The sequence below is a fragment of the Streptomyces populi genome (assembly GCF_002911015.1).
In the GTDB taxonomy this organism is placed as follows: domain Bacteria; phylum Actinomycetota; class Actinomycetes; order Streptomycetales; family Streptomycetaceae; genus Streptomyces; species Streptomyces populi.
Window position 1 is genome coordinate 227,798 of the sequence record NZ_KZ626840.1, and the last position, 20,027, is coordinate 247,824.

Annotated in this window: 15 protein-coding genes; 10 read left to right on the forward strand and 5 right to left on the reverse strand. The window is 72.0% G+C overall.

The window, feature by feature from the left end:
• Window positions 1-48: 48 nt before the first annotated feature.
• The 5 genes from CW362_RS01090 to CW362_RS01110 all read left to right on the forward strand — a co-directional run bounded on the left by CW362_RS01090 (window position 49) and on the right by CW362_RS01110 (window position 5,835).
• The gene (locus CW362_RS01090; RefSeq protein ID WP_103547322.1) at window positions 49-1,062 is read left to right on the forward strand and encodes a LacI family DNA-binding transcriptional regulator; all 1,014 of its coding nucleotides are present in this window, start codon (window positions 49-51) and stop codon (window positions 1,060-1,062) included.
• A 143-nt stretch (window positions 1,063-1,205) separates the two neighbouring features.
• The gene (locus CW362_RS01095) at window positions 1,206-2,306 is read left to right on the forward strand and encodes an ABC transporter substrate-binding protein (RefSeq protein ID WP_103547323.1); all 1,101 of its coding nucleotides are present in this window, start codon (window positions 1,206-1,208) and stop codon (window positions 2,304-2,306) included.
• A 1-nt stretch (window position 2,307) separates the two neighbouring features.
• Window positions 2,308-3,861 (forward strand): sugar ABC transporter ATP-binding protein, encoded by a 1,554-nt coding sequence (locus tag CW362_RS01100; protein WP_103547324.1) that lies wholly within the window; start codon window positions 2,308-2,310, stop codon window positions 3,859-3,861.
• Window positions 3,854-4,816, forward strand: coding sequence for an ABC transporter permease (locus CW362_RS01105; RefSeq protein WP_103547325.1), 963 nt, complete (start codon window positions 3,854-3,856; stop codon window positions 4,814-4,816). The genes CW362_RS01100 and CW362_RS01105 overlap by 8 nt, the downstream gene beginning before the upstream one ends.
• Window positions 4,813-5,835, forward strand: coding sequence for an ABC transporter permease (locus CW362_RS01110; protein ID WP_206300818.1), 1,023 nt, complete (start codon window positions 4,813-4,815; stop codon window positions 5,833-5,835). The genes CW362_RS01105 and CW362_RS01110 overlap by 4 nt, the downstream gene beginning before the upstream one ends.
• A 191-nt stretch (window positions 5,836-6,026) precedes the next feature.
• Here the strand turns inward: CW362_RS01110 and CW362_RS45435 are convergent, their stop codons facing one another.
• Complete coding sequence (locus tag CW362_RS45435; RefSeq protein WP_206300819.1) at window positions 6,027-6,938, reverse strand: lamin tail domain-containing protein; 912 nt, start codon at window positions 6,936-6,938, stop codon at window positions 6,027-6,029.
• A gap of 420 nt (window positions 6,939-7,358) precedes the next feature.
• Here CW362_RS45435 and CW362_RS01125 point away from each other — a divergent pair, with 420 nt between their 5' ends.
• Window positions 7,359-7,691, forward strand: a complete 333-nt coding sequence (locus tag CW362_RS01125; protein WP_103547326.1) for a deoxyxylulose-5-phosphate synthase — start codon at window positions 7,359-7,361, stop codon at window positions 7,689-7,691.
• Between the two features lie 45 nt (window positions 7,692-7,736).
• Here the strand turns inward: CW362_RS01125 and CW362_RS01130 are convergent, their stop codons facing one another.
• Entirely contained in the window at window positions 7,737-8,819 is a 1,083-nt protein-coding gene (locus tag CW362_RS01130; protein ID WP_103547327.1) for a DNA polymerase III subunit beta family protein, read from the reverse strand.
• Window positions 8,820-8,907: 88 nt separating this feature from the next.
• The gene (locus tag CW362_RS01135) at window positions 8,908-10,971 is read right to left on the reverse strand and encodes a serine/threonine-protein kinase (RefSeq protein ID WP_103547328.1); all 2,064 of its coding nucleotides are present in this window, start codon (window positions 10,969-10,971) and stop codon (window positions 8,908-8,910) included.
• A 609-nt stretch (window positions 10,972-11,580) separates the two neighbouring features.
• On the opposite strand from CW362_RS01135, the gene CW362_RS01140 reads away from it, so the two are divergent.
• Complete coding sequence (locus tag CW362_RS01140) at window positions 11,581-13,785, forward strand: FUSC family protein (protein WP_103547329.1); 2,205 nt, start codon at window positions 11,581-11,583, stop codon at window positions 13,783-13,785.
• A 4-nt stretch (window positions 13,786-13,789) separates the two neighbouring features.
• Here the strand turns inward: CW362_RS01140 and CW362_RS01145 are convergent, their stop codons facing one another.
• Window positions 13,790-14,299, reverse strand: coding sequence for a molybdenum cofactor biosysynthesis protein (locus CW362_RS01145; protein ID WP_103547330.1), 510 nt, complete (start codon window positions 14,297-14,299; stop codon window positions 13,790-13,792).
• A gap of 154 nt (window positions 14,300-14,453) precedes the next feature.
• Here CW362_RS01145 and CW362_RS01150 point away from each other — a divergent pair, with 154 nt between their 5' ends.
• Both CW362_RS01150 and CW362_RS01155 read left to right on the forward strand, forming a co-directional pair.
• The gene (locus CW362_RS01150) at window positions 14,454-15,032 is read left to right on the forward strand and encodes a hypothetical protein (RefSeq protein WP_103547331.1); all 579 of its coding nucleotides are present in this window, start codon (window positions 14,454-14,456) and stop codon (window positions 15,030-15,032) included.
• A gap of 108 nt (window positions 15,033-15,140) precedes the next feature.
• Window positions 15,141-15,587, forward strand: coding sequence for an SRPBCC family protein (locus tag CW362_RS01155; protein ID WP_103547332.1), 447 nt, complete (start codon window positions 15,141-15,143; stop codon window positions 15,585-15,587).
• Between the two features lie 24 nt (window positions 15,588-15,611).
• Here CW362_RS01155 and CW362_RS01160 read toward each other — a convergent pair whose 3' ends face one another.
• On the reverse strand, window positions 15,612-16,787 hold the full coding sequence (locus CW362_RS01160) for an AI-2E family transporter (protein WP_103547333.1): 1,176 nt from the start codon (window positions 16,785-16,787) through the stop codon (window positions 15,612-15,614).
• Between the two features lie 348 nt (window positions 16,788-17,135).
• Here CW362_RS01160 and CW362_RS01165 point away from each other — a divergent pair, with 348 nt between their 5' ends.
• On the forward strand, window positions 17,136-19,970 hold the full coding sequence (locus tag CW362_RS01165) for a SpoIIE family protein phosphatase (protein ID WP_103547334.1): 2,835 nt from the start codon (window positions 17,136-17,138) through the stop codon (window positions 19,968-19,970).
• Window positions 19,971-20,027: the final 57 nt, after the last annotated feature.

Here is a 20,027-nt window from a genome sequence, read left to right on the forward strand (position 1 = left end):
GACAAAAGCCCAGGTGGCAGAGGCGCACATCGATGAAGAGGAGATCCCTTGCGGGTCAGCCTGAAGGACGTCGCGGAGCACGCCGGCGTCTCGATCAAGACGGTTTCGAACGTCGTGAACAACTATCCGCACGTCACCCCGGCCATGCGGGCACGGGTCCAGGAGGCGATCGACGAGCTGGGCTACCGGCCGAACCTCACGGCACGCCACCTGCGCAAAGGGCGCACGGGCATCATCGCCCTCGCCGTCCCCGAGCTCGGCAACCCGTACTTCGCGGAGCTGGCGGGGGCCGTCATCGACGCGGCGGCCGAGCACGAGTTCACCGTGCTGCTCGACCACACCCGCGGCGACCGCGAGCAGGAGGTGCTGGTCAGCCAGGGCTTCCGGGCCAACGTCATCGACGGTCTGATCCTCAGCCCGCTGGAGCTGGAGGACGAGGACCTGCGCTCGCGCACCGACGACGTACCGCTCGTGCTGCTCGGCGAACGGCAGTACGAACTGCCCTACGACCACATCGCGATCGACAACGTGTCGGCCGCGCGCAGCGCCGTACGCCATCTGCTCAGCCGGGGGCGCTCGCGGATCGCCTACCTGGGAGCCCGTACGGATTCGGCCAACCGGCCGGCGCATCTGCGACTGGCGGGCTGGCGCGAGGAATTGACGGAGGCCGGGGTGCCCGCGCCCGACGAGCTCGTGGTGCCGGTCGGCGGCTGGGACCGCGACGAGGGAGCGCGGGCCATGGCCCGGCTGCTGGACTCCGGGGTCCGTCCGGACGCCGTCTTCGCGTACAACGACCTGGTCGCGATCGGCGCGATGCGGGTGCTGCACGAACGGGGGCTGCGGGTGCCCTGGGACGTGGCGGTGGTGGGTTTCGACGACATCGAGGAGGGGCGTTTCGGGGCGGTCACCCTGACGACGATCTCGCCGGACAAGCAGGCCATCGCGCGGATGGCGGTGGCCTCCCTGCTGCGCAGTCTGTCGGGCCGGACCGAGCCCGGGGGACGTGAACTGACCGCGGATTTCACGCTGGTGGAGCGCGAGAGCACGTTGGGGCGGCGCTGACGGGATTTCGGACGGAGGGGTTTACAGGCTTCTTCCAACGATGTAAAAACCTCCCCGGAACGACGAGTACACCGAGTTGACCGCAAGAGCCGATCGTCCCCGGGAGCGCTCTCAGCGCCGGGGCCGCGCCGTTTGGGGACTCCATGAAGCCGCTCGCACCACGTCATCGCACCTCCGCCAGAACCCTCCTCGCCACCGGCCTCATCACGAGCCTCGCGCTCGTCTCAGGATGCGCGAAGTCCGAGGACGACACCGCAGACAAGGACAAGGGCTCCGCGAGCCAGAGCGAGCAGGGACAGGTCGTCGCCTCGCCGTCCACGGGCTCGGGGCCGACCTGCTCGATCGACGCCTACGGCGCCGAGAAGATCGACCTGAAGTCGGCCACCGTCGGCTTCTCCCAGTCCGAGAAGGAGGCCAACCCCTTCCGGATCGCGGAGACCGCGTCGATCAAGGCCGAGGCGGACAAGCAGGGCGTGAAACTGCTGACGGCCAACGCCCAGTCGCAGTTCTCCAAGCAGATCAGCGACGTCCAGGACCTCATCGCCAAGGGCGCCGACCTGCTCGTGATCGCGCCGCTCAACTCCGACGGCTGGGAACCGGTCCTGCGCTCGGCGTCCGCCAAGCACATCCCGATCATCACCATCGACCGCAAGATCAACGCCACCGCCTGCAAGGACTACGTGAGCTTCATCGGCTCCGACTTCGTGGAGCAGGGCAAGCGCGCCGCGGACCAGATGATCGAATCGACCGGCGGCAAGGGCGAGATCGCGATCCTGCTCGGCGCCGCGGGCAACAACGTGACGACCGAGCGCACCAAGGGCTTCGAGGACCGCATCAAGGAGAAGGCGCCGGGCCTCAAGATCGTCTTCAAGCAGACCGGTGAATTCGCCCGGGAGAAGGGCCAGTCGGTCACCGAGAACCTCATCCAGTCCAAGCCCGGCATCACCGGGATCTACGCCGAGAACGACGAGATGGGACTCGGCGCGGTCAACGCCCTCAAGGGGGCCGGCAAGAAGCCGGGCGCGGTGAAGATCGTGACGATCGACGGCACCCGCAACGCCGTCCAGGGCATCGTCGACGGCTGGATCGACGGTGTCGTCGAGTCCAACCCGCGCTTCGGGCCGCTCGCCTTCCAGACCCTGGACACCTTCACCAAGGGCGAGAAGGTCTCCCAGGACATCGTCATCCAGGACAGCGCGTACACCAAGGACAACGCCAAGTCCGACCTTGGCAAGGCCTACTGACATGTTGTCGGTGAACGGCCTGTCGAAGTCCTTCCCCGGCGTGAAGGCCCTGTCCTCCGTGGACTTCACGGCCCGCGCCGGGGAGGTGCACGCCCTCATCGGCGAGAACGGCGCGGGCAAGTCGACCCTCATCAAGGTCCTCACCGGTGTCTACCAGCCCGACGAGGGCGAGGTGACGTACGACGGTGCCCCGGTCCGCTTCGCCACCCCGCTCCAGGCGCAGCACGCGGGAATCTCCACCATCTACCAAGAGGTCAACCTGGTCCCGCTGATGAGCGTGGCCCGCAACCTCTTCCTCGGCCGCGAACCCCGCGGCCGCCTCGGCCTGATCGACTTCCGGAGCATGCACCGGCAGGCCGAGGCGGCACTGCGCGACCTCGGCCTGCGCGTCGACGTGCGTCGGCCGCTGCGCGAACTGGGGGTCGGCGCACAGCAGATGGTGGCCCTCGCCCGAGCCGTCTCGGTCGACGCACGGGTCGTCGTCATGGACGAACCGACCTCCTCGCTCGAACCGCGCGAGGTGCGGACCCTGTTCGGGGTGATCCGGATGCTGCGCGAGCGGGGCATCGCGGTGATCTACGTCAGCCACCGGCTGGACGAGCTGTACGAGATCTGCGACGCGGTCACCGTGCTGCGCGACGGCAAGGTCGTCCACACGGGCCGGATCGCCGAACTCGAACGGCTCAGGCTCGTGGCGCTGATGCTGGGACGCGAGATCGCGGACGTACGACAGGAGGGTCTGACCAAGTTCGCGGGCGGGCACGACACCGAGGCCGAACCCGTGCTGGAAGCACAGGAACTGACCGTACGTCACCAACTGCACGACGTGTCCGTCTCCGTGCGGCCCGGGGAGGTGGTGGGGCTCGGCGGGCTGCTCGGTTCGGGACGCTCCGAGACCGCCAAGGCCATCGCGGGCGCGCTGCCCACCGACTCCGGCCGGGTCGTGGTGGCGGGCGTGCGCGTACGCACCGGCTCGACGCCGGCGGCGATCCGGGCCGGCATCAGTCTGCTGCCCGAGGACCGCAAGGCCGAGGGGATCGTGCCCGGGCTCTCGGTGCGCGAGAACATCGCGCTCGCCGCGCTGCCGGGCCTCTCCCGCTTCGGCCTGGTCGACGAGGCACGGATCGACCGGATCGTGGAGACGTTCATGGAACGGCTGCGGATCAAGGCGGCGAGCCCCCAGCAGAAGGTGGGCGAACTGTCCGGCGGCAACCAGCAGAAGGTGCTGCTGGCCCGCTGGCTGGCCATGCAGCCCAAGGTCCTGCTCCTGGACGAGCCGACCCGGGGCATCGACGTCGGCGCCAAGGCGGAGGTGCAGAAGCTGATCGACGAACTGGCCGACGACGGACTGGGCGTCCTGCTCATCTCCTCCGACCCCGAGGAACTGATCGAGGGCAGCGACCGGGTGATCGTCCTCAAGGACGGCGCGGTCGTGGAGGAGCTGACCGGCGACGCCGTCACCGAGGACCGGCTCATGCGCGCCATCGCCACCGCACCCGCCGTCACGGCCACGGCCACCGGCGAGGGCACCGGCCCGGGAGGCCACGATGACTGACCTGACACTCGGCCGGGTGACCGCCGACCGCGAGCGCCTGCTGGCCCTGCTCCAGGAGTACGGCGTCTACCTGGGCGTCGTGGTCCTCTTCCTGGTGAACACCGTCTTCACCCCGCACTTCCTGTCCACGGAGAACTTCCGCACCCAGGCGGTCCAGGTCGCCCCGGTCCTGATCGTGGCGCTCGGCATGGCGCTGGCGATCGGCAGCGAGGGCGTCGACCTGGCGGTGGGCTCGGTGATGGCCCTGTCCACCTCGCTCCTGTCCCTCTACCTCGGCTACGGACCCGGGATCGCCGTGGTCGTCGCGCTCGTGGGCGGTGCCGTGGTCGGTGTCGCGAACGGCTCGCTCATCGCGTTCGTCGGCGTCCAGCCGATCGTGGCGACGCTCGCCCTGATGGTCGCCGGGCGCGGGCTGGCCCTGGTGCTCCTCCCCCAGCTCAAGGACGTCCACGACCCGGCCATGGCGGAACTCGGCTCCGGCGATGCCCTGGGCGTCCCGTACGTCGTGCTGATCGCGGCGGCGCTCGCCCTGCTCGTCGGTTTCGTCGTGCGGCGCACGACCTTCGGCCGCAGTCTCCTCGCCATCGGGGACAGCCGCCCCGCGGCCCGGCTCGCGGGACTGCCGGTACGCCGTGTCCTCATCCTCGTGTACGTCTGCTCGGGTGTCCTCGCGGCCGTCGCGGGTGTCCTCGCCACCGCCCGGCTCACCGCGAGCGACCCGTCCTCGCTCGGCAACCTGATGGAACTGTCCGCCATCACCGCGGTCGTGGTCGGCGGCACACCGCTGAGCGGCGGCCGTATCCGGATCGGCGGCACGGTCGCCGGCGCCGTCCTCATCCAGTTGCTCACCACCACGCTCATCAAGCACGATCTGCCGCCGTCATGGACCCAGATCGCCCAGGCCGTGGTGATCGTCCTCGCCGTCTACGCGGCACGGGAACGAGGAAAGCGATGACGACCGACGTGGACATCCCGGTGCACGCGAAGGACACGGCCGAGGAGGAGACGGCCGGCGCCGGCCGCTCCGAACGGCTCAGCGCCCTGGCCCAGCAGCACGGCGCGCTCGTCACGCTGGCCGTCGCGATGATCGCGGCGTCCCTGAGCTTCGACACCTTCCTGACCGGCGACAACCTGGAGAACATGGCGCTCTCCTCGGCGTTCCTCGCCGTGGTCGCGCTCGGCATGACCTTCGTCATCATCACCGGCGGCATCGACCTGTCGGTGGGTTCGCTCTTCGCGCTCGGCGGTGTGCTCGCGGCCTGGGCGTCCCAGTACGGGGCGGTCGCCGCGCTGCTGCTGCCGCTGGCCGTCTGCGGGCTGATCGGCCTCGTCAACGGTCTGCTGATCGCCCGTTCGCGTCTCGCGCCGTTCATCGTCACACTGGCCTCGATGCTCGGCGCCCGGGGCATCCTGCTCTCCGTCACCGACGAGGGTTCGAAGACGTACCTCGTGGAGAAGGGGTCGTTCTTCGCGAGGATCGGGCAGGGCTCGCTGCTCGGCGTCGGCGTGCCCGTGTGGATCACCGTCGCGCTGTTCGTGCTCGGCGCGGTGGTCCTCAGACGCACCCGGTTCGGGCAGTACGTGTACGCGGTCGGCGGGAACGAGGACGCGGCGGCTCTGATGGGCGCCCCCGTGGCCCGTACGAAGATCTCCGTCTACCTTCTCTCCGGGCTGTGCGCGGGACTCGCCGGAGCGCTCAACGCGGCGTGGCTCGCGTCGGGCGTGACGATCCTCGGCTCGGGCATGGAACTGGAGGCGATCTCCGCGGTCGTCATCGGCGGCACCCTCCTCACCGGCGGGTTCGGCTTCATCAGCGGCTCGCTCGTCGGGGTGCTGCTCCTGAAGGTCATCCAGAACGTCATCAACCAGATCGGTTCCCTGGACTCGGCCTACCAACAGGTCGTCAGCGGCGCCTTCCTGGCCGTCGTCGTCATCGCGCAGACCTGGCTGGGGCGCAGGCGCCGGGTGCTGTGAGGGCCGGGAGCCCGTCCGTGCCCGGAAACGGAAGACCCGCACCGGTCGGTGCGGGTCTTCCGTGGTGATGCCGTCCTGCGGGTTCGTGCCTTCACCGGGTCCGATCGGGTCCGGCACTACGGCCGGTCATCTCCACGTCCCGACCGGATGCCACCGGAAGCACCCTGAACGGGAGTACTTTCGGGCGCCGTTCAGTGCCCCTGGCCCTGACCCCGGTGTCCCTGACCCTGGCCCTGACCTTGGCCCTGGCCCTGGCCCTGGCCCTGGCCCTGACCCTGACCCTGACCCTGACCCTGACCCTGGCCCTGGCCCTGGCCCTGGCCCTGGCCCTGACCCTGACCCTGACCCTGACCCTGACCCTGACCCTGGCCCTGGCCCTGGCCCTGGTGACCCTGGCCGCGCCCGCGGTTGTCGCCGTGGCCGCGGTGGTCGCCGTGGCCGCGGTCGTCGCCGTGGCCGCGGTGGTCGCCGTGACCGCGGTGGTCGTCACGGCCATGGCCGCGGTCGTCCCCGTGGCCCCGGTGGTCGCCGTGGTCGCCGTGGCCCCGGTGGTCGCCGTGACCGCGGTGGTCGTCACGGCCGTGACCGCGGTGGTCCCCGTGGCCCCAGTGGTCGCCGTGGCCACGGTGGTCGTCACGGTCGTGGTGCCGGCCCCAGGAGACGCTGTCGACGAAGCGGCCGCGCTCGGTGCGCAGCGTGGCGGCGTCGGAGCGGTTGTCCCACACCTCGTTGCGGCGGTCCTGGTAGAGGTCACGGCTGGTGTCGCGTCCGTAGCCGGTGTGGATCCGGACGGTGGAACGCCCGGCCAGACGGTAGTCGTCGAAGGTGTAGCGGTTGCCGTCCCGGTCCGACAGCGTCCAGCCGTCCAGGTTGATGCCGCGACGGCCCGAGTTGGTGATTTCCACCCACTCCGCGTTCAGGGAACGGGCGGAGCGGTCGTCAAAGCCCGGAGCGTTGGCCTGCACCCGGCTGATCGCGACGTGCGAGCGCTCGAAGCGCGGCTCCGCGGCCGAGGCCGAGACGGAGGCCGAGCCGACCAGCGCACCGGCCGCGATGGCCGCGGCCGCCACATGGCGGGCAGTGACAGACGTGGAAACGGACATGAAAGCTCCTCAAGGTTCGAGAGCCGGCACACCCCGTGCGGGCCCCCTCACGGGGAACCCGCACGGTGCGACCCTGTGCGAGTCCCGGCCCGGTGGCCGAGGACTCATAACTTGCTCCACGCCCCCGCCCAGGACGGGCGACACCCGACCGCTGTTACAGATTACGGACATATCAGTTACAGGCGTCTGTATATGGCCTTTAACTACGGAAAGCAGAAAAGTGATGGTCTGTCATCTCCAACTCCCTTACTGCCGCAGCATCCTGGTCGAATCAGGGCATCTCACGCGTCAGCACACGTCACCAGCAGGTCACCCGAAAGTGAGTAACACCCTTCCGCTCCGGTCCGGCGGAGGAAGCGTGTCGCGACCCGGCGGGTAAACCCGTCGCGTCGCGGGGCGTGCGCCTCCTAGCCTGAGGACATGCCTCCCGCGAAGACCTCGTACGTCTGCCTGCCCTGCCGGGCTTCCTACAAGCAGCCGTACGACAGGGACCGTCCCGAGCGGATCTGTCCGCGCTGCGCCGGGCCGCTGACCCACGTGGGTTCGGCCTTCGCCGCGCCCCGGCGCCGGGACACGGCGGCCTGGAGGACCCTCTCCGTCCTGCTCCACGCGGGCGTCGGCTTCCACAAGAGCTGCTGCGGCGGACCTGGTTACCGCCCCCGCAGCCTGCGCGAGGTCCGTGAACGGATGACGCACGCGCGACGCACCGGGGAGCCCTTCGCCAGGGCGCTCGTGCGTCCCGACCTCCCCTGACGGGCGGCGGGCGGCGGTGGCGCGGGGACCGTCCTCCGTACCCGCTCAGTTCTCCAGACGGACCGGCATCAGGATGGAGAACGCGTGCTCGTCGTCGGGCCGCCGGATCGCGATGGGCGCGGTGGGAGCGCCGACCTCCAGAACGAGCCGGTCGCGGGCTCCGGCGTCGAGCGCGTGCAGCAGGTACTCACGGTTGACGGCGACCTGGTTCTGATCGCCCCACCGGTCCTCGCCGAAGGTCACCGTCCCGTCGGCCGTCACCTCGAGCAGGCTGATGTCGGCGGCCGTCCCACCCGGTCCGCTCGCCTCGCTCGTGACGACGGGGCCGGTCCTCACCGCTTCCCGGAAGGCCGCCGTGTCGACCAGGGCCTCGCGGCCGTCCGGCGTGCGGACGAGGCGGCGGTAGTCGGGGAAGTCGTGGTCGAGGCAGCGGCCGGCCGTCTGTCCGTCCCCGCTCTCCAGCGTCACGCGGTCGCCGTCGACGGCGAGCCGGGCCGGTTCCCCGCCGTTCAGCAAGGCCCGCATCGCGTCCACGAGCGGAGTCGGAACGATGGTCTGCACGCGGGTGCCGGTGTACCCGTCGGTGCACGCCCGCGCGACGGCCATCCGGTACCGGTCCGTGGCCACGACGTCGAGCGTCCCGCCCTCGATGTCGAACAGGACACCGGCGAGCATCGGCAGCTCCGGGTCCCTGCTCGCGGCGAAACGGACCGCGTCCAGCGCGTCGGCGAGTTCCGGTGCGGGGACGGACAGGCGGACGACGGCGGTGCTGGGGGACGTCATGGGTTTCTCCCTGCTTTCGAGGAGTGCTCGGAGCGTGGAGAACTCGTTGCGGGCGTCGGACAGACCCGCCTCGAGACGACGTACATGCGTCTGGAGCAGCCTGCGCACCAGGTCGGTGTCCGCGCTGGACCAGCCGGCGAGCACCAGGCGGATGTCCGCCAACGGCATGGCGGCCCGGCGCAACCGGGCCAGCAGCCGTGCCTCCTCCAGCTGCCCGGGGTCGTACCAGCGGTAGCCGCTCACCGGATCCACCCAGGCGGGGACCAGCACACCGCTACGGTCGTAGAACCGCAGGGCGCTCACGCTCAGCCCGCTGTCCCGGCCCATCTCGCCAATGCTGCGCATCTCGCTCTCCACACCCGAAACCCTGGGCCCTCGACCATGTCGAGGGTCAACTCCGGTCACGCTCGGGCGTCTCCCGGCCGGGCCCGGGTCAGACCGGACAGTCGGCCAGTGTTCCGGCCGTTCCCCAACGGATCATCAGATAGCCGGATCCGCTCCTCTCCGCCACGGCGTAGCGGGAGTACGGCCACGCGTCGCCCGCACCGTCCCGCTGCCGCACCAGAGCCCGGCACGCCTCGCCCGCCGCCATGTCGGCCCAGGCCGCGGCCTGCTCCTGGTTCCAGGTCCTGTAGTCCGACCACACGTACATCGCCGAGTGTCCCGGATCGAAGCCCATCTTGAGTTCCGCGTTGCCGAGGACGCGTCCGGTGCCGAGGGTCCCGCGCATCCCGTTCGTCCGCTCGATGATCCTCCTGGTCGCGCGGTCCGCGACGTCGATCTCGGCGCTGTCGGTACTGGGAACCATGGCCTGGCCGAGGCCCTGTTCGTCCGGTTCCCAGCCCAGCCCCGCGTAGGAGGGGTTCAGGGCGTCGTCGGCGGCCGACGCGCACCGCGCGCCGGTGAGGAAGTCGTCGTCCCAGGTCACCTGTGGGTCGTGGCCCGTCGTTTCCTTCACCATGACGTAGGTGCGGTACGGCAGGTCCGGGTGCAGACGCAGGACGGTGTCCCGCAGCGTCCGGCACATCAGGTCGGCGACCTCCGTCTCCGCGTACACCGTTCCCGGCTCGTCGGAGGAGAGCCGGTACGAGAGGTAGACCTCCTCGCGCGAGACGTGGAACCTCACGGATCTCGGGGTGAGGTCGATGCCGTCGCCGAGTTCCTGGACGAGAAGACCTTGGTCGTGCAGGACGGCACGCGCCACGTCGTGCTCGCCCTCGCCCCGTGCCGGCCGTGCCTCGGCCCAGCTCTCCGCGCTCGCCGGGCCGCCGCTCACGGCCTGTTCCCGCTTCTTCGACGTGCCCGCCTTCGTGCCGGTCTTCGCGCTCGCCCCGGACGGCTTCGGGAGTCCGGCCGGGGAGGAGGCGGGAACGGAGGAGAGGGGGGCGGGGGAGACCGGAGCGGAGGAGGCGGGAACGGAGGACGCGTCGGAGGTTTCGTGACGGCCGCTCTCCGCCTTGCCGGGCATCAGGGCCACCACTCCACCCGCCAGGCCCCCGATGACCGCTGCCGCGACGACGAGCATGCCGGCCCATGGCCTTCGTCCGCGTCTCGCGGGCTTCGGCCACGCCGGATCGTCCACGGGGGGCATGTCCCAGACCGCTGTGATCATGTCCTCGGCCCGGGTGAACAACGTGTCGGCGCGCATCGCCTGGATGAGCTGCGCGGCCAGGAGTTCGAAGCATTCCTCGGCCGCGTCGTCGGCCGAGGGGCGGTCGCCGGGTTCCTTGGACAGTGCCCTCCGCACGATCTCGCGCAGGGGTACGGGGACGCCGTCCAGGTCGGGTTCACCGGACGTCACGCGGAACGCGACCGCGTCGGGCGCGCCGGTCCCGAAGGGCGGTCTTCCGGTGGCCGCGTAGGCCACGAGCGCTCCCCAGGCGAACATGTCGCCCTCGGGCCCGGTGGCCCCCGTCCGGTACTGCTCGGGGCTGATCCAGCCCGGGGTGCCGGTCGTGGCTCCGGGGTGGGTGGCCCTGGTGTCGTCGTCGGCGTGCGCGATTCCGAAGTCCAGGACCCGGGGGCCGGAGGGCGTGAGGATGACGTTCTGCGGTTTCACGTCGCGGTGCACCACGCCGGCGGCGTGGACGGCGGACAACGCCTGCGCGGTGGCGGCCGCGAAGGCGTACAGACCGGGACCGGTGAGCCGTCCCTGGGCGAGCACCTGCTGGTTCAGCGTCGGTCCGGCGACGTACTCGGTGGCCAGCCACGGGTTCGCGGCGTTCGCGTCGGCGGTGAGCAGGGGTATCAGGTAGGGACCGGCGACACGGGAGGACATTTCCACTTCGCGCCTGAAACGTGCCCTGAAATGCGGGTCCTGGGCCTGCGAGGGGTGAATCACCTTCACCGCCACACGCATTCCGTCGGGGGCTACTCCGGCATGGACGGTACCCATGCCTCCGGCACCGAGACGACCGACGATCCGGTACGGACCTATTCGGGAGGGATCGCCGGCGTGAGCCGGCTGGACTCTTCCGGAGGATCCGGATTCGCTCACTGATGGTTCCTTCGTGCGGGACTGAACGGTCGAGCTGGTGGAGATGTGACGGGCGGTCGGAGGCTGGACCCGGGCCCAGCAGGCTGCCCCCGCAGGCCTTTTGGGTGACTTCCCGTCCGGATGTTATGCGCTCCTCCGCCTTCTGGATAGAGAAATCCCTGATCAGACGGCATGCTCTTGCCAGACGGGTGACGATGTGCTTGCGGACCGTGGCGCGGGCAGAACGGGTGACCGGCCGCCTGCCTGCCCTGGTCCGTTCAACTGCCTTACCGGAAGGGCCTGTTGTGGCGTAGATCGGTGGTGGACCCATGGCCGCGCGGACCGGAGCCGCCGGCCGTCCGGAGAGAAGCCGACGGGCTGCTCCGGCGGGACCGGCCGCCGACGGGCTGCTCCGACGGGACCGGCCGGCGCGGGGGCCGGGCGCCGGCCCGAGCGGTGGCCACCGGCCGTCCGGAGCGAGACCGGCGGCCGGGGCGGGCCGGACCACGCCGGGACAGACCGGCCACGCCGGGCCGGACCGCGACGGCCGTGCTGCCCGTGCTCCCGTCCCGGCCGACAATGGACGTACGGCGGGGACGGGCCCGGGGAGGCGCCGGGGAAGGAACGTCCATGCCGAAGCGGCCCCCCTCCCCCGGTCGCGTACGGGCCGCGCGGCAGTCGGCACGGGTCACGGTCGCGTCCGCCGCGGGCTTCTACTCGGCCCTCTACGCCCTGGACCGGCCGGTCGTCGCCGTCTACGCCCTCTTCGCGCCGATCGCGCTCGGCATCCTCTCCCCGATCCCGGGCGGCGGCCGGGACCGGGCACGTACGGTCCTGTTCGTGCTGCCGGTGGCCGTGGCGCTGACGGCCCTCGGCACCGCTCTCGCCGTGACGACCGCCTCCGCCGTCGCGGGGATGCTGGTGATCGGCTTCGCCGTCTCCTTCACCTCCGCGTACGGGCCGGCCGCGGCGGGTACGGTCCCGGGCCTGCTGCTCTTCTACGTGCTGGCCTGCTTCCCGCCGTACGCGCCGGACACCCTGCCGCAGCGGCTCGGCGGTCTGCTCGCCGGTGGTGTCCTGCTGGTCCTGTGCGAGCTGCTGCTCCTGCCCGCCCCACCCGTTCAGCCGTATCGCGCACGGATCGCCGCCGCCCTGGATCTCGCCTCCGCCTCGGCGCTCGCGTCCGCCCAGGGCCACCGTCACGCTCCCGAGCGGGCACGGCGCCTGCGCGAGGCGGGACTGGCGCTGCGCCTGTCGCAGGCGCCACCGGCTTCGCGTCCGACCGGGGCGGGCCGCACCGACCGCGGACTGGCGCAGGCCGGGGCGGCGACCCGGCGGGTACTGGACCAGTTGGCCCGGACGGCCGAGCGGCCGGACTCCGCGGCGGCCGCCGATCCGCCCTCCGAGGCGCTGCTGCGCGGTGTCGCGGCGGGCTGCGCCGCGACGGCGGGCGCTCTGCGCGGCGCTCGCGCCGTTCCGGGGCCCGAGGCACTGGAGGAGATGGTCGCCGACTTCGTCGCCGTACGCGGACGTCCGTCCGGTACCGGGCCCGACGCGGACACCAAGGCGTCGCGGCGGCTGCTGGAACGCCGGTCCGACCTGCTGGTCACGGCGGCCTCGGCCCTGACCGTCCAGGCGGCGGTGGCCGTGGCGATCGGCGGGCGCCGCGACTCGGCGGGACTGCCGCCCGAACAGTTCTGGTACGCGGAGCCGTCCGCGGCGCGGCTCCTGGCGCTGCGCCTGACCGGCAACCTCACCCTGCGTTCGGTCCTGTTCCAGAACGCCGTACGCACGGCCCTGGGGCTCGGCGCGGCCCGTCTCGTGGCCGGAGCCCTGGAACTCTCGCACGGCTTCTGGGTGCTGCTGGCCGTGCTGACGCTGGGGCGCACGACCGCGGGAGCGACCTGGTCCACGGTGCGCTCGGCGGCGGTCGGCACGCTGGTGGGGGCGCTGGCCGCCGGAGTGCTGATCTTCGAGGCCGGGGGCACCGTCGAGGTGTACGCCGCCGTGCTGGTGCCGGCGATGTTCGTGGCGTTCTCGGTGGGGCCGATCGCGGGACCGGCCTGGGCGCAGGGGTTGTTCACCCTGGTCGTCTCCGCCGCCTTCAGCCAGCTCGCTCCGGCGGACTGGCAGCTGGCGGAGACACGGCTGCTCGATGTCCTGGCGGGCTGCACGATCGGGCTGGTGTGCGGCGTGCTGGCGTGGCCCGCCGGAGCCCACGCCGAGGTCCGACGCGGTGTGGCGGGGGTGCTGCGCGCGGCGGCGCCCCTGGTTCAGGTCACCGTCTCCGCCGTGGTCCGCGCCTCCGGCACGTCCGGCGACGCTCGGCCCCGGCACGGTACGGCCGAGGAGGCGCTGCGGCTGACCCGGCACCGGCTCCGCATCGCCGAGGGCGCCTACGCGCAGTACCGGACGGAGGGCGGCAGGGATCCCGTCGACAGCGGACCGGACTGGCACCTGGCGCTCAACTGCGCCTCCCACACGGTGGTCGGAGCCCATTGGCTGCCCCGGCAGGCGTACGGTCCGGCGCCGCCCGAAGCGGTCCGGTGGGCCCGGGAGTCGGCCGCGCGGCTGGCCACGGCGATGGACGGCGCGGCGGCCTTCCCTCCCGGGGGTGTCCCGGCGACGCCGGTGCCCCTCCCCCACGAGGTCTTCTCCGCCGCCCCGGCGCCCGTGCTGCCCGCGCTGGTCGACGTCGACACCTGGCTGCGGACCCTCGCGGCGGAGCTGACGGCGATCGGCGGGAGCGGTCCGGAGGAGCCACCGCCCCCGGTCCGGGACGGCGGAGCACGACCGGCGACCGCCCACGACCCCGCGGCCCGCACGGGAGGGTGACGGGTCAGTCCTTCGCGGGGGCCGGCTCCACCACCGTGAACTCGGCGGGCCCGACCGTGAGGGTGCCGTCGGTCAGCGGGCGGCAGCGGACTCCCCCGCCGTCGCGCAGCGCCCGTCGCGCGCCGGGGCCGAGCGTGGTGTCCATCCACGCGCAGGGCCTGGCCGCGGCGCGTACGGCGAGCACCACGGGTCCGGTGCCGCAGTCCAGGGAGACCGTCGCGCCGACCCAGGCGTCGATGTCCACTCCCCGCAGCAGGACGTTGCGCCGGGTCAGCCGGAGGTCCGCCGCCGCGGCCGGTCCCGGCGGGAAGCGCTCGGCGGCCATGACGGTGACCGACGCGTCGCGATGGGCCGGACGGCCGAAGTAGCGGTCGCCGACGATCCCGAGTCCGGCGCGCACCCGGGCCGTCGTCACCAGTTCCGTGCCGGGCAGCGGGGGCACCCCGTCACCCGGACGGCCCTCGAACCGGTGCACGGCCGAGACCAGCAGCTGAAGGATCTCCACGCGCCCCATCCCATCGAGCCTAGGGGACGTCCGCGCGCAGGATCCGCGGGTTCGCAGGCGGGGGCACCGAAGGGGTCGTGTGCCGGGCATCCCGCTGACACGGGGACACCCGGCGTGACAGGGTCGGCGGTGATCGAGGGCGACGACGGCAAAGGGGGCTCGGGTGGACACGGGAACGTGGGACGCGCTGGTCGGCTCGATGAAGAGCGCGTACGACAAGGGCGTACGCGAGGGCGCGGTGCCCCGGCCGGTCATCATGCCGCTCGTACGGGGCGAGCTGGTGGGGCTGGTCTGGCTCCGGCCGACGAAGCCCGGGGACGACACGCTCACCGGCATCGCGGCGCTGTCGAACATCGCCGCGGCGGCCTGCGCGGACGAGGTCGTCCTGGCCTGGGAGACACAGGACGTCGCCACCGCCTGCGAGCTGCCCGTCCTCGGCCCCTCCCCGTGCCTGAACATGGTCCGCGCCACTCCGGACGGTCATGTACTGCACCAGTTCCCCTACACCGAGGAGTCCTCGTCCGCGGGCCCCGGGGGCACGGACGGGTCCATGACCGTCCTCGACTGGAAGCGGGCTCCCGCGCCGCGACCCGACGGCGAGCTCCCCCCGCCCGTCCGGGCCGCCGTCGACTACGCCTTCACCCCCATGGAGCTGGACCATCCCAACCCGTTCGGCGTCACCGTCGTCCTGATGGAGGAGGACGGCTACACCGTGCGCCTGACCGACACCTTCGACCACTGACCGGGCCCGCGCGACGCGCCGGTGGGGCTCCCGCCCCCTAGGCTGAACGGGCGCGGCAGGACCGCGCGCCCTCAGCGGGCCGTCCGTGATCGCAGCACAGGAGGAACCGTGTCCGGTCAGTTCGAGGCGACAACCGAGATCGACCGCCCCGTCGAGGAGGTCTTCGCCTACCTCGCCGCCGGTACGAACGACCCTCGGTTCAGCCCCAGGGTGCAGGCGATCACGAAGACCCCGGAGGGCCCGACGGCCGTGGGCACCGTGTTCACCAGCACGGTCAAGGACGCCGGCATGAAGACGGGCCGGAAGTTCCGGATCACCGAGCTCGAGCCGCCCCACCGGATCCGCTGGGCGGAGGTCTCCAAGAACGCCGTCATGGCGACGGAGGGCGGCTACGACCTCGAGTCCACCGGCCCCCGGACCACCCGGGTGAGGATCTTCAACGTCCTCGAGGGGCATGGCATCGGCAAGCTCCTGGTGGGCCTCGCGCTGAGCGCGGCCCGCAAGGACGCCGACGCGTTCGGCAAGCGGATCAAGGCGGCCGTCGAGGCTTCCTGAGGAGAACGGGACGGCGCCCCGCGCTCAGGGCGGGGCGGGCTTCTCGCCGAGTGGGCGCCCCGGGGGTTCCGGCCCGGGGCGTGCCCGCAGTTCGGTGATGACGGACCAGGCCACCGACACCATCGGCACCGCCACGACGGCGCCGGTCACACCGGCCAGGATGCTCCCCGCGATGACGGTGACGGCCACGACCACGGGGTGCAGCCGGACCGCCCAGCTCAGGACGAGCGGGTGCAGCACGTGCCCCTCCAGCTGGCCGATCACGACGATCAGCGCGAGCACGACGATCGCGACGACCGGTCCCTTGGTGGCCAGCGCGACGACGGTGGCCACGCCGAGCGCGACCGGCGAGCCCACCAGGGGGACGAACGCGGCGAAGAACTCCAGCAGTGTGAGCGGCAGCGCCAGCGGGACGCCGAGCGCGTAGAGGGCGATGCCGACGAGGACGGCGTTGGTGGCCGCCACGATGATGATGCCGCGCGTGTAACCGGCGAAGGTCCGCCAGGCCGCCCGCCCGCCCCGGTCCCACGGGTCCCGCACGCTCTCCGGCATCAACTCCTGGAACCAGCGCCAGAACCTGTGCCCGGAATGGACGAAGAACAGCGAGCAGAACAGCGCGAGCACCAGCCCGGTGGCGAACTCCACCGCGCGGCCGGCACCGCTGAGGGCTCTGCTGATCAGCTCGGAGCGGTGCCCGGAGACGAAGTCGGCCACCTTGCCCTGGAGGTTCGACAGCACCGCGTGGCTCAGATGGAAGGGGGAGCCCTCGAGCCATCGTTCGATCCGCCCCAGTCCCCCGGCGAACTCATGGCCGAGCTGCCCCGCCTCGCCCGCCACGACGCTGCCGACCAGCGCCATCACGCCCAGCACCACCATGATGCTTCCGATGAAGCTCACGATCACCGCCGCCGTCCTCGGCATGCGCCGTGCCAGCAGATCGGCGAGCGGACGCAGGACCGCCGTGACGACCAGGGCGAGGAACAGGGCGACGGCGACCAGTTGCAGTTTCCCCAGGAGGGCGAAGACCACGTAGGCGACGACTCCGACGACGATCAGCCGCCACGCGTACGCGGCGGCCACCCGCAGCCCGTGGCCGACCGGGACCCCCGGGGGGTCCCCGGTGCCGCGCCGTGCGTCGCTGCGTGCCCGTGCGACCGACCGGGCACCCCGGGAGGAACGGTTCCCCACGACATGGCGCATCCGGCGCCCGCCACGCCCCGTGCCGGGCTCGCCCGGCAGCCGGCGAGGACGACGCGATCCGGCGTTCACCTGTGTGCCACCGTCCTCCCGTCGTCGGGACCACCCGCCGCGCGTGCCCGGACGCGGACCTCCGCGCCGCCCCGGACCGTCGGTCACGCGGGCGTCCTGGCCAGCGTGGTGTCGTGCACCGCGCCCCGCAACCCGGGACACACACGGTCTCCGGCCACGATCGGCGTGCCGTCGCCCCGTGACGGGAGGGAATCCGGGAAGGAGATCCGGCCGAAGGGACGTTCAGCAGCAGACAATGCCATTAATGTCCTTTACGACGTTCCACCCTATATTGGGTCTGTGATCAGGCGGCTGGACCTACTCGACACCGCTGACGACGGCATCACGGAAAGCGAGGTCTTCCGGCTCGCCCTTCAGCACTCCATCGCGGAGCTGGGCTGCGTCGGCGGGGCCGTCTACCTGCGGGGCCCCATGTCGGCCCTGCGTCTGGTGTACTCCACCGGACTGCCGTCGTCGCTCACCCGCGCGTGGGAGATCGTCGACCAGGACGGGCCCACGGCGACCGCCCGTGCCGTGCGCTCCGGCGAGCACGTATGGGTGGCCGCGCTCCCCTCCGACCTGGCCGAACCCACCGCGCCACTGCTGTCGCAGTCCGGCTGGTTCTCCGTACCGCTGGTCCACGAGGGCCGTGCCATCGGCGCGATCACGTGCCTCACCAGCGACAACGAGGAGCCCACGCCCGAGCAGTGGACGTTCCTCACCGCGGTGGCCGAATGGACCATGAACCGGCTGAGGAAGATGCCGGAGCCCGCGCGCCTGGGCACGGACCTCGACGCGACTGCGGTCGGCTCCTGGGAGTGGGACGTGCGCACCGGCGAACTGGTCTGGGACCAGGCGGCCATGAAGGTCTACCAGACCGAGCCGCGGGACTTCGCGCCCGGTGTCGAGACCTGGATGAAGGTGGTGCACCCCGACGACCTGGCGAGCACCCTGGCCGCCGTGGAACGCAGCATCCACACCCACGCGCCGTTCGAGGCCGAGTACCGCGTGCGGCGCAGCGACGGGGGCTACACCTGGACCCGCGCGTCCGGTCATGTCGTGCTCGACGACGAGGGCCAGGTCGCGCGCATCGTCGGGAAGGGCTGGGCCAGTGACGCGGCGCGCTCCACCCGCGACGCGCTCAGCCGCGCCCTGCGGTACATGAGTGACGCCTTCCTGTCCGTGGACGAGGACTGGCGGATCACCTTCGCCAACCTGGAGGCGGAACGCGTTCTCGGTTCGGCCGGCGAGATGCTCTTCGGCCGGAGCCTGTGGGACCTGCCCGCCCTGCGCCACGTGCCGGACCTGGAGGAGCGGTGCCGGAGCGGTGCCGCGCGGTCGACGGCCGCCGGCTTCGACATCACGCTGGCCGAGACCGGACGCTGTTACGACCTGCGGATCGTCCCCGTCCCCGGCGGCCTCACCGTCTACTTCACCGATGTCACCGAGCGCCGCCGCCGTGAGGCCGAACAGGCGGCGGCCGTCCGCGCCGCCGCCGAGCGCGCGAGCCGGACGGCGGAGCTGACCACGCAGCTCGCGGCGGCGACCACCTCCGAGGACGTGGTGACGGCCGTCGCCCAGCGCGTGCTGCCCCCGTTCGGCGCCCAGGGCCTGCTGGTGCTCGTCCTCGAGGACGAGAGGCTGGTGCACATCGGGTCGGTCGGCTATCCGGCCCCCTTCCTGCGGCAGATGCGCGGGGCGCGCGGCATGGAACTGACGGACGCCGATCCCGCCGGGCGGGCGATCCTGAGCGGCGAACCGCTTTTCCACTCGTCGCGCGAGGAGTGGAGCACCGCCTTCCCCGAGGTCGACAGCCGGCTTCCGACCGACAAGGAGGCCTGGGCGTTCCTCCCTCTGGCGGTCTCCGGCCACACCTTCGGCGTGTGTGTCATCGCCTTCGACGCCCCACGGCACCTCACGTCCGAGGAACGCACGCTCCTCATCACCATCAGCGCCCTCGTGGCGCACGCGCTGGAGCGAGCGCGGCTCTACGAGGCCGAACTCACCCGTTCCGAGGAACTCCAGCAGGCGCTGCTGCCCCGGGGGCTCCCCACCGTGCCCGAGGCCACCGCGGTGGCGCGGTATCTGCCGGCCGGGCAGACCTCCGACGTGGGCGGGGACTGGTACGACCTGATCCCGCTGTCCGCGGGCCAGGTGGCCCTGGTCGTCGGTGACGTGATGGGCCACGGTCTGTCCGAGGCCGCGACCATGGGGCGTCTGCGCACCGCGCTGCACACGCTGGCCGCGCTGGAACTGCCTCCCGACGAGATCATGGGCCACCTCAACGACATCGTGGGCGGCCTCGGTGAGCACGCGTACGCGACCTGCCTGTTCGCGCTGTACGACTCCACCGACGGATCGTGCACCGTGGTGCGGGCGGGCCATCCGCCGCCGCTCGTCGTCCGGCCGGACGGCAGTGCCCGCTTCCCCGAGATCGCCGTCAACCCTCCGCTGGGCGCGGCGTCCCCTCCGTTCGAGACGACGGAACTGGAACTGCCGGCGGAGAGCCTCCTGGTCCTCTACACGGACGGGCTCGTGGAGTCGCCGCAGCGGGACATCGACCAGGGCATGTCCCAGCTCGCCGGCCTGCTCGCCGGTGAGGCCGGCCGTCCCGATCTGGAGGAGCTGTGCGACTCCGTGGCCTCGGGGCTGCTGCCGGGCGGGCCCACCGCCGACGACGCCGCCCTGCTGATCGCGCGTCTGCACCACGTGGCCGACCGGCAGGTGGCCTCCTGGGCGCTGCCGGAGGGTCCGGAGGCCGCGGGCGAGGCCCGTCGCCACGTACGGGAGCAACTCGCCCAATGGCATCTGGACGACCTGGTCATGACGACGGAACTGCTGGCCAGCGAGCTCGTCGGGAACGTCATCCGGCACGCCAGCGGCCCCATCGGGCTTCGCCTCCTGTGCAGCGGAACGCTCGTCTGCGAGGTGTCCGACGCGAGTCTGACCATGCCCCGCATCCGGCGCGCCACGGACACCGACGAGGGGGGTCGCGGGCTCCAGCTCGTCAACGCCCTCTGCGAGCGCTGGGGCAGCCGCTACACCCCGGACGGCAAGGCCATCTGGACCGAACAGGCCCTCCCCGGCACGGCGGACGAAAACGAGTCCGCCGGGTCCCCCGACTCTCCGTCCTGAGGCGGCGTCCGGTGGGATCCGGCGGGCACGTCCTGCTCCCCGACGGGAGGCGGTCGG